Here is a 14164-nt window from a genome sequence, read left to right as displayed (position 1 = left end):
TACCTCACCAGGTACACGTCAGAATTTCCAAGAAATATCTATATAAGTGTGATTTCCTAATTGGGAAAACGTATATAGAAATAGCGGGATATAATCGGACTAATAGTAACGCCTATGAAGTTAAAATGGCGAAGAAGATAGAGATATACAAACAGCTAAAAAAGAAATATATCATTTTACCACAAAAGTTGTTTTGCCAACGAATTAAATGGATTGAAGAGGAGGTGCTTAAGATTATCGGCAAAATAGATTTTCAGCCAACAAGATCATCTGCTTTTCGCAGGGATAGTTGCATTAAGCCCCCTACTTATTGGGCTGACTTCAAAAATATAGAAACAGAGTTACAGCCGTTTATTTCCCGATTTGGGAGAATGCCTACTATTAAGGAATTGTACTCAGCGGGTAAAGCATCAATGGCCAATGCTATCTATAAATATCATGGTACAACATATGATATTGCGCAACGCCTGCAAATCAAATTCCGACAGGTGTCCAGAGAGTATTATACCCTACAAAAAACAATTGCCGACTACAAGCAGCTTTGTGTAGACTATAATAAGTATTTGACTAGGAAAGAACTTTATGAAATGAACCTACGGGGCTTAGCACATGCAATCACCAAACACAAAGGTTTCCAAGCTATTCGTCGGCGATGTAAGCTGGGGTTTTCTCTGCGTCGCTTCCGGGGACGGGAATACTTGCAAGAACAGGCAATTGCAGACTACAGGAGAGTCTGCAAAAAATATAGAAAGTTTCTTACACGCCAACAACTAATAAACGACGGATTTTCTCGCTTAGCCGGCTGCCTGAATCGCCATGGGCTTACTTTGAAAATAGCACGGGAAAAATCAGGACTTAATTTTGTTTCCCAATTCTATACCCGCAATAAGTATACAATAGAAGAGGTGGTTAGAACTTACAAGCTGCATTGTAAAGAACATGGATATTTTTTAACATGCCCCCAAGCGCTTACTTTAATGCCTCCCCAAATGATAGGCTATATCATTAGAAACTTCGGCTTTAAAAAATTAAGAGAATTGACAAAGTTGAAATTTTGATTCCTAACGGCCAGGATGATGCCGGTCTTTATGCCTCGATCAGAAAAAAGTTTATAAGCTATATGCCAGTAGAGGATTTTTGTAGCAAAAAGCTTGGAGAAAGAAAAGCCCGTAAATAACTTACTTACAGGCACCGTGGAAAGGGAGAGATGTCGAATTTCTTGGAGGATTTGGAGGAAATTTGTAACGAATTGAATATTTAGTCAGGCTTTTTTGGTAGTTCAAATCCACTCATCCAGACGAAGTCTACAGGCTATATTTTTTCGATAAAGTCAAGATCTTCAATAGGTTTTCTATCGGGAGGTATTAATAATCCAGTTTTTCCGATTTGATAGCCCTTTGCTTTCACTGATGGTAGAATGATCTCATTGCAGTATTCTAACATTTCATCTACAACATCAATAATGTCTTGCAATTCGTTGGGATCATCTGCTGAGGGAAAATTAATTAGCCAATTCCCCTTTTTACTGAAACGTACTCTACCCACAAATTGTGGCTCTAAAGTGTGTGTGATAAAAATATGTCCATTTGCCAATGAAGGAAGAAACTTGGGAATTGCAGGTACACCGGATTGATTTTTATCTAACTCCATAATATCTAATATTATTTATTCTGAAAATATAGAAAGTCTCCACGACAAAAGTGTTAATCCAACGTTAAAGCAATTATTTTAAAAAGAAACATTATGATCTAATTTATGATAAAACCTATCAGCATCATCATGTAAATGCAATTGAATAAAAGAGAAATCGAAAAAAGGAAAATAATCCGGATTATCTATTTCTCTTTCATTTGTGGCCAGATATTTTGCTAGCTTTCAATCTTATATCCAACATTAATGAATAAATGATAAATAATCAGACCATTGTCATGCTTGGCAATAGCGACCCTCACTGAATGATTGGTAAAAGGTCCTGATAGATCTTCCAAGGCCTCGTTTAAAATTGGAAATTCAGTCGGATAGGATATGTTTGAAACGTAGTTCTTATAATCACCCCAGTGGTCTACGAAATATTTTCCTTGATAGTAATTAAGTATAAAGAACAATTTTCTCCGGTGATCATAGTTGAACGTTTTCATTACGTGATCAAGAACAAGATTTCGATTGGTCCCATTAAGAATAAGTGCTTCAATAGTCGCCATATGGTCGTTATTGGCTTCTGAAATCATCAGGTCAATTTCTCCCGGATTAGGTTCTCTTCCTTTCGCACTTTTGGGCGCAGAGTATCCGCCTCTATCACCACCTATGTTCCAGTCCCAATTTCTGGTTCTTGCCCGAAGAACCATCTTTACAAGATCAGTATACTTATCCTCCTTACCAATCTCTCTGATAGCGTTAATATTGCCTAATAGGTCATTAACCGCACCGCAAATCTCCCGGAGGAGAAACTCCTCAAGTGTAGCGCCGCCATTTAATTTTTCGGGAAGTATCCTGATTAATGTTTGAGGAGATCTGCTGACTATATCCTGGTAGTAGAATCTCATTCTCTCAAAATCCTCCTTCTCCTCAACTAGATGACGTAAAGCTTTTATTGAATCGGGAACCGATCCATCCTCCATTCGATGATATTCAAGCGCCTCAATCAATAATTGTTTAGCCTTGTCATATTCGCTAAATCGGGTAAGGTATTTAATATAAAGTTCCAGGAAGGCTGGTAACATCCTGTGACTGAGCTCTAGCTCAAGATAAGTACGGTTAAATGCCTGGCGGTTACCTGTTTCAAGAAATGCCAATAACTTGTTGAACCAGATACTCTCACTGACAAAATCAAACTTCTCTTTCATATCACCTTCCGGAATCTTACTGATATAATCATCCCATTCCTTGATGGCATTCTCAAATGCCTCTAATCTGTCCTGCTGGCTTCTTATTTTTATCGCTATTTCATTTCGGCAATGGAACCGATTGACCGCAAACTCAGGTCTGATAGACCTGGTATCATTGATTAAGGTGTTAAAAACGGTAATTGCTTTTTCGTATTCTTTTCGCTGCGCTGCCAGCAGTCCTTTATAAAAATTACGTGTTTCCTCAGGTTGGAAATTTTGTCCATAACCAGAGCTATAATACCGGTCAAATCCAGGATTAATAATATTTTCAATTTCATTAATGTTACCATCAAAATAAGCCAGGAGTAGCCTTATCCTGAAAGCGGTTATCTTTTTCTCTGGTGAAGCGTTCAGATCATCTGCCTTTTCACTAATTACCCAATATTCAAGTACGGACTTAGCCAATTGCTTGAACTCCTCATGCACTGCTAGCGTGCTGAGTACATGTTCCACCTCATAAGAATACTTATGGCTAACGTACTCTAGAACATCCTGCTGCTCTATCTTATCTACCAATAGCTGCCTATCCCTGCTTTTGGTGATAAATTCTAGCATATGCAGCGCTTTTGAAAGACTGTCTTTCCGAAATAACGCGCGGAATATATCATTTTTCACCACGTCAGACATATAATTTACTGTTACGGCTATCTTGGGCAAAAGATACTCCTGCTTATACTGAAATCTATTATTCTCATAAGCGCTACTAAATATATCAATCCCCCCATGCTCGACGCTATCATGGGACCACTTCTGTATCCATTTGGCCAAAGCCTGTTCTACTTTCATTATAGTCCCCGTTCTTCCAATATCCGACCGATATTCGCGTGTGCTAAGGGCCTTATGGACCAATAGTAGTCCATGAATAAAGGCTTGGACCTTGGATATTAAGAAGTGTTTTTTTTCACCTTCCAGCTTCCCTGCGATCCCCAAACGGACTTCATCCAGCCAGTCATCCAATAACAGCAATCCGTTAAAAGTAACAAATGTTTCTGCCCAGGGCATACGATTAAATGCCGCATAATTTACACCAAGGACTGGTATAAATTTTCCTTCCTTATTATTAGTGAAGTCCCAACCATCAACTGCTTGAGTCTCTAATATCTGCGCATACGATTTAAAAAACTCGCTTACCATATTCTTTTTCAAACCAGGGAGATCCGAAACTAATATCGTCATGGAATGGCTATCTGATAACCGCAGTAAAAACGCCAATAACTCCATTTTTATAGTTGGCAGTTTCAGAAGATGTCTGTTGCTCAATGACTCATTTAGCTCCTGAGTCATAACAGCAGTCAGTAACTCTTTAATACCGACAGCATTTTTATACATTATACATCCAATGATATGAGTAGAAAGAATACTCTCAAACGTTTTAATCAGCTGCTCATAATATCGCAGTCTCGTCTTGTTCGCTTCAGTTGGATTGGCCTGAAGAAACCAATGATATTGCCCATAAACTTCAAATAATGCTTGGTGGATAGCTTGAGCACCTTCTTCTCCTGAGGCATGAGGTGTCCTAAGAAATGTATCAAGTAATAACTGAAACAATCCTGCAACAATCGAAACTTCAGTATCTAGCAAACTTGCTTTCACTCTTTCATTATGCTGTCTGAACTCTCTATAAAGCACCAGCGACAAAGAGGCGGTACTAGTGTTTACCGACAGAAGAGGAATAACAGATGGCTGTATCCAGGCAATCCAGCATCCCAAGCTATACAGCAAATATGGACGCTCCAAAGCGTGCTCATATAATTTGTATACTCTGACCGGATTCCGCAAATAGTCATACTTGACTACTATTCGGATTAGTGAGCTTATCATAGCCCTGCAGCTCTGGCCGAGTGGTAATCCACCATTGTGTCCATACTTTTCTACGAGCTGCCGATATTGACTAAAAATGTCATTTTCTTTAGAAAAGCTATAATTTATCCAAGGCGCATTTATTTTTAAAAAGTCAAGACGTCGTTCCAGGCAATCCAGCATCACCTTTGCATATTCCTGCTCAGTGCCCACCAGATCTTGTTCTGAAAGAAGCAATAACATTGATCCATCCAGCATCATATCTCTATAAGTCTTGGAGAGAAAGTCCGGTGCATGAATTGATTCCGTTAATAATGAAACCTTCTCCAGCCACTGTGCGACCAGACGGTTCGTAGGTAAATCAGCATCCTCCTCTGCCATAAACTGAAAAAGTAATGCATAACTCTTATCAAAGACGTTACTATCAATGTTACGTTGAAACTGAATCAGACAACGATTCCCATCCCTCTTTATCGTCTCTGATTTTAAAATGAGTTGTAGATCAACTGCAGGATAATAGGCTCTATGCTGTTGGCATAGCTCATCGTACTTTGAAGCTTCAATTTCAAACTGAAAATCTCCCCCTATATTGGAATTTAAGTAACTAAGAAAAGCGAAATCCTTTTCCATTGAAAGGAGCTGCTCGTACTCGCGTAAAGGACCTATTGAGTAGCTTTGTTCTATCTCGCGCCAATAAAGGAATCCAGCGACAGTTGCATTTTCTATGTTTACTTCAATACCCTTCTCTTGTAAGTAGAGCACTACTGCGTGCGAGAGCTCCTCAGCTGATAATTTTGCATCTTGATTAAAGGTATTTGTTAGGAAAACTAGTTCTGCCTCCGCATATCTTATACGATCATAAACACCTATCGCATATCTGATACTGGATGGTATGCAAATCTTACCCAATACGTTGCGCAGCCAGTACTTGGACTTTAGACCGTCAATATCGACAACAAAGGAGCTACTCCTTTCGAATATTACTTTTGCCTCTTGCAAACCCTGCTCATTAAAGCTATATCCAGATAAAGGTTTGGCATGTAAGAGAATTTGGGCAAGCAAATATGATAAGTTCCATTTTAAGTCAGCCTGCTCCAAAAGTTCGTCTGTCTGTTTTATTACGGAAGGCTTTATAAAATCTATTTCTTCGGAAATACGGTACGCCCGTTCGTTCAGATCATGGTGCATATACACAGGATTTACAGATCAAGGGGTAAGCGATACTGAGAATAACTATTATATGTAAATTATTTCCAATGAGAGATTGGAATTACATTAACTGTCAAATATAATTAAAGTAAAGGCAAATAGTTCGTAAGCAGGTCGTATCCCATCTACTCATAAAACCCCAATAATTTTACACCCCCATTATCTAGTAAATGATTTTGCTGGGTTAAGAGGTAAATCAGAAGTAATGTCAGGATTCCGGGAGAGTAACATTTAATTTTATTTTCGAGGTTTATTCGAAATGAGGAGTTCCTTAACATCAACATCTAACGCAACTGCAATATCAAACAGCGTCTCCAGCGTGGGCTGCTGATCATTTGTACACCACTTAGATATTGTTGTTTTGTTTTTCCCCAACTGCTCCGCCAACCAGATATTGGTCTTTCCTTTATCCGCCAGGACACTTTTGATTCTATTAAGGATTCTCTTTTCTGACATTTTAATAGCGTTATTCACCATTGAAGTGGCAATATAGGTAACCCTAGAAATGTCATTTAAAGCTAAAAGTGTTGAAAATGAGAACTTTGATGATTATTTCAGAAATTTATTTGCAAAATTCAACACTTTCTATTAATTTCACTCTGCAATAAAATTTTTTCCAACCGATGGATTTCAAAATATATAACACTTCCTTGATCATATGGACAGCTAAATATTAAGCGTATTTGCTTCAATTCTCGCACTGAAAACTGCGACCTTTCAAAAACGACGAGAATAGGGTAAATCGCTCACGCTTTCCTTAGTATATTGCGTACTGAAGAGACGTGGGCGTTCTTATTCGTCGTTAGGGTGTCGCAGCCCTTCAGTGCGGTAAGGACTAACCCGCGTCTCTTTTGTTTTTCCCCCGCTGGCAAGTCCTTTCAGGTAGCTATTTCTCTTCTCCATTCATAAAATGAGCTACAATGAACTGTAAGGCTAAAACAACCCTGTCTCCAGGTAATAATATGGCTTATCAGCTACAAGACGATATGACCGTATTTGAGGACTTTCTAAATACCTATTGTGATAAAACATTCAGTACTGTTGCTCGGCTGACAGGAACATGCGATGTAAGTGTTATCACGAATGTCACGACAGATATTTTTGCTGAATTATGGTCAAAAAGAGAAAAAACCTTGTCAAAGGACAATTCTTGCTTGCTATTTAAGACAATACTTCGCCATGCCTTATTATTTCTAAGACGTCAAAAGAATGAAGATAGAATTGAATTATTAAGGAGCATTTTGCTATGTAAAGAACCATTTTCCGTATTGGAAAGCACATAGCCGCGGAGTTTTCCGAAAAATGTTCGCCCCTTGAAATCTCTTTCCCATTATAGGAAACAGCTATAATTAGAAAACTACAGAGCATGTTATTGGCGCTGCTCTAAAAATCAGATTAGTTAAGTCCTCAAATTAAACGCTAATTTTTATGAAAGAAAAACAACAAACAGGCTCACAGAAAAAGGCCCGTGTAGAGAAACCGTTTAGGCTAACCGCCGGCGAAATGAAAGCCCCGATATCCGTATTAAAAGAGTTCTTCAGTATCTACAATCTTCTCGCTGCTCATGATCACTTTACGCTACTATTAAATAATCTTCCAGATAATAATCCGGATTTATTGAACACTATCGAATTTGTTGGCGATGTGGAAAAGCTGCTTGAGGCAAACTTCTTTCTTATAAGGAAAGGCGTTAAGAGGGTAAAAAGACCCAATAAACTCGGTGGATAAACTACATCGCCATCCGTAGAATCAATCTATTAATAACAATACAAAATAGCATTATGAATAAATCCGTAAATACTTTGTTACAAATACATACAATGTTATCAAAGCTACCGGTCACCTTCAGGGAGAGGGTTTGTGAGGAATGTAATTGGAGTACTCCTACATTCTATCGTAAAATGCGCGGAAGAGACAAACCACACCCAACCGATAGCAGAAAAGTTATTCCGTCACTCAGTAATGCGGAAAAACAGAAAATTATTGAGGTGATGAATGAAGTCTACTATCAGGCAGACACCGACAGAACGGAACTTTTGCCACAATAATATTACTATCAATGTATAGCAACTAACCCAGTTATTGATTCTTCCTAGCCGGCAGGACTATATTTGTGTCTCCTCCGCTGGCTTTCCCTGGTCGGCGATTCCTTTATCAAATCTTGAATAAATGGACATAACACAATACATAGATATCAATCCAAAGGTTATGCTGGGTAAACCCGTAATTAAAGGTACACGTATTACTGTTGAGTTAATATTGGAAAGATTATCAAGCGGTGAAACAGTGCAGGATATACTCGTAGCTTATCCACATATTACACCAGAGGCAATAAATATCATCAGATACGACAACATCTCTATTATCTTCTATTATCTTCTAATGGGGGTTAAATATGTTTAACAGGTGCGTAAATAGCGGTCATCAATGAAGTGAACCTGCGTTTTTAGCATTTCAACGAGGATATTTATGCCCTCAGAATTCATTGTGGCCCCCAGAAATGGAAAATTTGTACAAATTCAGAAAAATTTGAGCTAATTCGAGCACATTCGATCAAATAAGGGAAAGTGGGCTTGGTGGGCATAGTATGTTTGTATTGAAATCTGTATGCTTTAAGGAGTATACGAACTATTGTTTCACTAATCCTTACACACATGCCATTGAAAACAATTATCGAAAAAGACCTGGAAGTCCCAGTAGCAATTATTGTTGAAGTTGCCAATCTTTTATGCAGCCAAGAAATAACGCCAGAAATCATAGAAGCCGATGAGAAGAATGAAATAATCACATTGTCGGTACAATTTACAAAAGAGCAAAGGGACGCTATTCATCAGGCAGAAGACCTCATTGATGATTACCATGAAGAAGAAGATGATGATGAGGAGGACGAATAGCAACAGCACGGAGGACGTATTGCAGGAGATTCTCACCAGACTGGAACAGATAGAGCAGAAACTAGATAAGCTGCAAAGGACCCAAGAGCCTTTGCAGCCTTATTTGGCCGCTGACCAATTATTGTCCGCTAAGGAAACGGCAGCCTATCTGCATTTATCTGTTGCTAGAATCTATTGCCTGGTGTGTGAAGGCAAATTAGCTCCCCTACAACGTAAGAGGCGTGGGCGTATTCTATTTAGCCAGTCACAGTTAAATGATTACCTGTCTGCAAATCCACGCCGCACATTGTGATTTTATCATTTTACAATCAAACTTTTGTAAACAAAAAGGTATGCCCCAACAGTGTGGAGATAGTCCCCTGTATGATTCATACAGGGATTATGATGTAACCATAGAAGAAGTGAGAGCCTTGGCCAGCTTTAGAGATTATAGTGATGAACAGATTATTCAGCTCATGGATACGATTAAAGCATTTACACGAATAACACTTTCCGTCCGCTCAAAAAGAAATGTGGCAGAAGGCAGGATTATTACGCTAACAACGGGTGATGATAAACAGAAAGCAGCATGAGTAACGATTTACACCTCTTTGAATCCTTTACGAAAGGAAAGAAAACAGCCACCACAAGTAGTAGGAATTGCGTGATTTATACGCGGGTTTCAACGAAAGAACAGGCTGATAATAATATGAGCCTCGAGACACAGCGTAAAGCCTGTGAGGCGTATGCCAACAAAAGTGGTTATCATATAGCAGGGTATTTCGGAGGAACGTATGAAAGTGCCAAGACTGATGAGAGGAAAGAGTTTAATAACATGCTTTCCTTTGTAAAAAGGAGCAAGGAGAAGATTGCCTACATCATTGTTTATAGCGTTGACCGGTTTAGCCGTTCAGGAACCAATGCCATGTATATTGCGGATCAATTGAAGAAAGCAGGGATATTAGTTTATGCGGTAACACAGCCAACGGATACTACAACTGTTAGTGGGAGGTTGCAACAAAATATCCAGTTTATTTTCAGTGAATATGACAACCAGCTTCGCCGGGAAAAGTGCATGGCGGGAGTAAAAGAGAAGCTATTACAAGGAATATGGTGCACCTCACCGCCATTAGGATATAATATTGTACGCAGAAATGGAAAAAAAGAATTTGTCATCAATCAAACAGGGAAGCTGCTCAGGAAGGGTTTTGAATGGAAGGCAGAAGGAGTATCCAATGAAGAAGTAAGAGCCAGGTTAGCCGCGCGCGGATTAAAGCTTGACAATCAAAGGATTTCAGACTTTTTGCGGAATCCGTTCTATTGTGGATTGCTCGTCCACAATGCCTTGGAGGGAAAAATAGTAGAAGGGGTACAGGAAAAAGTGGCGTCAAAGGAATTGTTTCTAAAAGTGAATGGCATTCTATCACAAAATCACCAGGGATACAACCTTAAACCTGAAAATGAAAATATTCCTTTAAAGCGCTTTTTAAAGTGTGACGACTGTGGTAATTACCTGCGGGCATACAAAGCCGCTAAAAATCAGCAATATTATTATAAGTGTAATACCCCCGGCTGTAAATGCAACAAGCGGGCCGACAATCTGCACTCAGCATTCAAGACACTGTTGAATAGTTATACAGTGGATGTAAATGAAGATCACAGGACTATAATCCGGCTCCAGATGATTGCCACTTATAACCTGTTAACGGCAGAAGGGAGGGCGCAGCAGGAACAGCTTCATAAGCAATTAGCAGAGGTAGATAGAAAATTGCAACGGCTTAAAGAACGCTTCGCTATGGAGGAAATTGATCGGGAGATATATGAGGAATTTAAGCCCCGGCTTTTGGAGGAGCGCAAAAATATTGAGCAGGAGCTGCTTAAATTCAAAAATGGAGTGTCGAACCTTGAAAAGTGTGTCGACGAGTGCATTACCTATGCTTCTAAACTAGCGTCCTTGTGGGATTTAGGTGATTATGGGGAGAAACAGCAGCTACAATTTTTGCTCTTTCCTGAAGGGATATTATATAATCGGAAAAATGATACGTGTCGAACCCCGCGCGTAAATGAAGTATTCCGCCAGATTGCAGCGCAGGCAAGTGATTTGCACCAAATAAAAAGCGGGAACAAAACCTTTTACAGTTATGTTCCCGCTTTCGTGGTGTGAGCCGGGATCGAACCGGCGACACAAGGATTTTCAGTCCTTTGCTCTACCAACTGAGCTACCGCACCATCCGTTTTGTTTGTCCCTCTCGTGTGAGGGGATTGCAAAAGTAAGACAATCTTTTGAATTGCAAAATTTTTTTGCAAAAAAATTTATACGACTACATTTTCAGCAATGATGCTACTCCAGAGCCGATGTCTCCATTGCAGCGACTGTTCAGCATACCGGGCAGCTTCTTCCCATTTGGCCTGGTCGGTACCGCAAAGCTCATTTACCATCTGAATCGCCAGTTGGCTATGATGATCGCCATCAACTTCAATATGACGCTCCAGGTAGTAAATAAAGATGTCTAGTGTGCCTGGAAATTTTTCGCCCAGATCCTTTACCAGGGCCAGAAACATATCAGGAATCAGGTCTTCCCGACCAAAAGTAAATACCGATGCCAGTATATGAGGTTTGCCGGTGGCAATAACATCAAATGTAAAGCGAAGAAAGCCCTTTACCGCCTCTGGAAGGGCAGGGGTTGAAAGAATGCTGTCGATAGACCTTCCGGTTTTAACATCGCTGATCAGCGCCTGTATATGGGATATATCAGCGCCAGCCTGTTGCATAGCCCGTTCGTATAATTCAAAATGACTGCAACGGTTCCCATTCTGATCTATATCGCTTTCTTCCCCGGTAACAATTTCATTAATGAGATAGCGGGTTGCTGCATTTCCTACCGGAATCCATGGTACATTTACGCAGGTCAGCTGCTGCTGTAATCCCTTTAACAATGACATGAAATCCCATACGGCATAAACGTGATGTTCCATAAACCGACGAACATCTTCTGGCGTCCGCAGCTGGCCGTATAGCGGGTGAGATACTATCTTTTCCCTGATAGGAGCAATGGTTTCCTGTATAAATCCTACGTTCATAAATATCGATTTGAATCAGCCGTGCGTTAGTTACCGTAAACAACCAGGAACTTGATACGCATCAACTTCAATTGCTCCAGTGTATAATCGTTTTCAATCAGTTCTTCTCTTGCCAGCGCAAGGCTGGAGGTTTCACATCCTTTGAAATATTCCATGATCTCATCCTGGGCATAGTCGTCCAGTTCTTCGTCAAGGCAATAATCGATATTCAGCTTGGTACCACTGGCAACAATAGTTTCCATTTCGTCGAGCAGATCGGCGAGTGAAAGTTCCTTGTTTTTGGCAATGGTTTCCAGCGGAATTTTCTTATCGATGTTCTGGATAATGAAAACTTTCATTCCGCTCTTGTTCACCACGCTCTTCATGACAAAATCATCCGGCTTGGTGATGTTGTTTTCTTCCACGTACCGGGTGATAACGTCGAGGAACTGTTTGCCGTAACGAACGGCTTTACCCTTACTTACGCCCTGTATTTTTTCCAGTTCCTGCACAGTGGTAGGATATTGGGTGGCCATATCTTCCAGGGAGTTTTCCAGGAAGATGACAAATGGGGGCAGGTGTTTTTCCTTCGCAACTTTCTTTCGCAGTTCTTTCAGCATTTCAAATAACACCGGATCTGCGGAGGCATGTGCATCAGCGGCTGCTTCCTCTTCATCGTCCATGGCATCTTCATCAAACTGATGATTCAGTGCAACCATGATAGAGTATGGCTTTTTAAGGAATTTCGCACCCTTATCCGTTACTTTCAGCAAGCCGTATTCTTCGATATCTTTTTCGATCAGCCCTTCCAGCATCATCTGGCGCATCAGGGAGTTCCAGAAATGGGCATCAAACTCTTTTCCTTCTCCGAAAACGTCCAGCTGATCATGGCGATAGGTGGTAATCTGCGGACTTATCTTCCCGGTAATAATATTGATAACATACTCACTACCAAAGCGTTCCTCTAACGCGCGGATGGCTTTTAGCATGATTACTACCCGGTTCTTTACTTCGATCTTCTCTTTCGGATTACGGCAGTTGTCACACTGGCCACAGTTGTCGTCGTCGAATTTTTCTCCAAAATAGTGCAATATCACTTTCCGGCGACAAACAGCACTTTCAGCATAGGCAACAGTTTCATTGATCAACTGAGCGCCCATTTCACGCTCACTGAGCGATTTGTCGCGCATGAGGTGCTCCAGCTTCTGCACATCTTTGTGAGAATAATAACAGATACAATGTCCATCCAGTCCGTCTCTTCCGGCCCGACCAGTTTCCTGGTAATAGTTTTCCAGGCTTTTCGGGATATTGTAGTGAATTACAAAACGTACATCCGGTTTATCGATGCCCATACCAAAGGCTATGGTAGCAACAATCACCTCTGTATCCTCATGTAGGAACATATCCTGCCGTTGCGCTCTGGTGGTAGAATCCAGACCGGCATGATAAGCTACTGCTTTAATACCATTGGCTACCAGCATGTCGGCCAGTTCTTCAGTTGTTTTCCGGTTCAGGGTATAAATAATACCACTTTTACCTTTGTGCTGATGAATGAACTTAACGATATCCTTGATGGTTTGTTCCTTTTTGCGCTTCGGTCTGATCTCGTAATAGAGGTTCGGACGGTTAAAGGATGAGATAAAGATATTAGCCTTGGTCAGCCCCAGGTTTTTAACAATATCACTCTGCACTTTAGGCGTTGCCGTAGCGGTCAGCGCTATGATAGGCAGCTTATCATCGATTTGGTCGATCATCTCTTTCAGGCGACGGTATTCCGGCCTGAAATCATGTCCCCATTCGGAAATACAGTGTGCTTCATCTACGGCAATAAAAGATATTTCCAGCTCCTTAAAGAAGTCGAGATTTTCCTGTTTTGTCAGGGTTTCCGGTGCTACATAAAGCAACTTTGTTTTCCCTGCTGTCAGATCTGCTTTCACTTTCTTTATCTGCGCCTTGGATAAGGTGGAATTGAGAAAGTGAGCCACATTGTCTTTACTGCTATATCCCCTCACCAGATCTACCTGGTTTTTCATCAGTGCAATAAGCGGTGAAACGATTAAAGCACAGCCCGGACTCATCAGTGCCGGTAACTGGTAGCAAAGTGATTTACCTCCGCCGGTTGGCATTATTACAAAAGTATCTTTGCCAGAGAGGATGCTACTTATAATTTTCTCCTGATTTCCTTTAAAGGAATCGAACCCAAAATGTTCGCGTAATGCATCCATCAAACGTTCCTTAACAACAGCCATTGCATTCAAATTTTAACTCTAAAGAACTAACAAATGACGAAATATAATTATATGTTTTTTAGGGGACACGAAGTTAATTAAAAAAGCC

Annotated in this window: 13 protein-coding genes and 1 tRNA gene; 8 read left to right on the top strand and 6 right to left on the bottom strand. The window is 40.4% G+C overall.

The window, feature by feature from the left end:
* The first annotated feature begins 125 nt into the window (after positions 1-125).
* Complete coding sequence (locus UNH61_RS29420) at positions 126-1058, top strand: hypothetical protein (RefSeq protein ID WP_339071592.1); 933 nt, start codon at positions 126-128, stop codon at positions 1056-1058.
* A gap of 253 nt (positions 1059-1311) precedes the next feature.
* Here the strand turns inward: UNH61_RS29420 and UNH61_RS29415 are convergent, their stop codons facing one another.
* The 3 genes from UNH61_RS29415 to UNH61_RS29405 form a co-directional block, all read right to left on the bottom strand.
* Complete coding sequence (locus tag UNH61_RS29415) at positions 1312-1650, bottom strand: hypothetical protein (protein WP_326995591.1); 339 nt, start codon at positions 1648-1650, stop codon at positions 1312-1314.
* A 218-nt stretch (positions 1651-1868) separates the two neighbouring features.
* Positions 1869-5873, bottom strand: a complete 4005-nt coding sequence (locus tag UNH61_RS29410) for a hypothetical protein (RefSeq protein WP_326995590.1) — start codon at positions 5871-5873, stop codon at positions 1869-1871.
* Positions 5874-6131: 258 nt separating this feature from the next.
* On the bottom strand, positions 6132-6350 hold the full coding sequence (locus UNH61_RS29405; protein ID WP_326995589.1) for a helix-turn-helix transcriptional regulator: 219 nt from the start codon (positions 6348-6350) through the stop codon (positions 6132-6134).
* A gap of 464 nt (positions 6351-6814) precedes the next feature.
* Here UNH61_RS29405 and UNH61_RS29400 point away from each other — a divergent pair, with 464 nt between their 5' ends.
* From UNH61_RS29400 to UNH61_RS29370, 7 genes are all read left to right on the top strand, one after another.
* Positions 6815-7177, top strand: a complete 363-nt coding sequence (locus UNH61_RS29400; RefSeq protein WP_326995588.1) for a hypothetical protein — start codon at positions 6815-6817, stop codon at positions 7175-7177.
* A 145-nt stretch (positions 7178-7322) separates the two neighbouring features.
* A complete protein-coding gene (locus UNH61_RS29395; protein ID WP_326995587.1) occupies positions 7323-7622 on the top strand; it encodes a hypothetical protein in 300 nt (99 codons plus the stop codon).
* 92 nt (positions 7623-7714) lie between these two features.
* Positions 7715-7942, top strand: a complete 228-nt coding sequence (locus tag UNH61_RS29390; RefSeq protein WP_326995586.1) for a hypothetical protein — start codon at positions 7715-7717, stop codon at positions 7940-7942.
* A 121-nt stretch (positions 7943-8063) separates the two neighbouring features.
* Positions 8064-8297 carry a DUF433 domain-containing protein gene (locus UNH61_RS29385; protein WP_326995585.1) on the top strand — a complete coding sequence of 78 codons (234 nt, stop codon included), beginning with the start codon at positions 8064-8066 and terminating at the stop codon, positions 8295-8297.
* Between the two features lie 251 nt (positions 8298-8548).
* Entirely contained in the window at positions 8549-8788 is a 240-nt protein-coding gene (locus tag UNH61_RS29380) for a hypothetical protein (protein WP_326995584.1), read from the top strand.
* Positions 8789-9120: 332 nt separating this feature from the next.
* On the top strand, positions 9121-9360 hold the full coding sequence (locus tag UNH61_RS29375; protein WP_326995583.1) for a hypothetical protein: 240 nt from the start codon (positions 9121-9123) through the stop codon (positions 9358-9360).
* The gene (locus UNH61_RS29370) at positions 9357-10931 is read left to right on the top strand and encodes a recombinase family protein (protein WP_326995582.1); all 1575 of its coding nucleotides are present in this window, start codon (positions 9357-9359) and stop codon (positions 10929-10931) included. The genes UNH61_RS29375 and UNH61_RS29370 overlap by 4 nt, the downstream gene beginning before the upstream one ends.
* Here the strand turns inward: UNH61_RS29370 and UNH61_RS29365 are convergent.
* The 3 genes from UNH61_RS29365 to recQ all read right to left on the bottom strand — a co-directional run bounded on the left by UNH61_RS29365 (position 10924) and on the right by recQ (position 14076).
* Positions 10924-10996 (bottom strand) — tRNA-Phe (locus UNH61_RS29365). The two genes, UNH61_RS29370 and UNH61_RS29365, sit on opposite strands and share 8 nt — an antisense overlap.
* A gap of 84 nt (positions 10997-11080) precedes the next feature.
* Entirely contained in the window at positions 11081-11848 is a 768-nt protein-coding gene (locus tag UNH61_RS29360) for a DUF3050 domain-containing protein (protein WP_326995580.1), read from the bottom strand.
* A 26-nt stretch (positions 11849-11874) separates the two neighbouring features.
* A complete protein-coding gene (gene recQ / locus UNH61_RS29355) occupies positions 11875-14076 on the bottom strand; it encodes a DNA helicase RecQ (RefSeq protein WP_326995579.1) in 2202 nt (733 codons plus the stop codon).
* Positions 14077-14164 lie beyond the last annotated feature (88 nt).

Source organism: Chitinophaga sp. 180180018-3 (assembly GCF_037893185.1).
Lineage (GTDB): Bacteria > Bacteroidota > Bacteroidia > Chitinophagales > Chitinophagaceae > Chitinophaga.
Note: the sequence above shows the minus strand (reverse complement) of the source record. Positions and strands in the feature narration are given on the sequence as shown.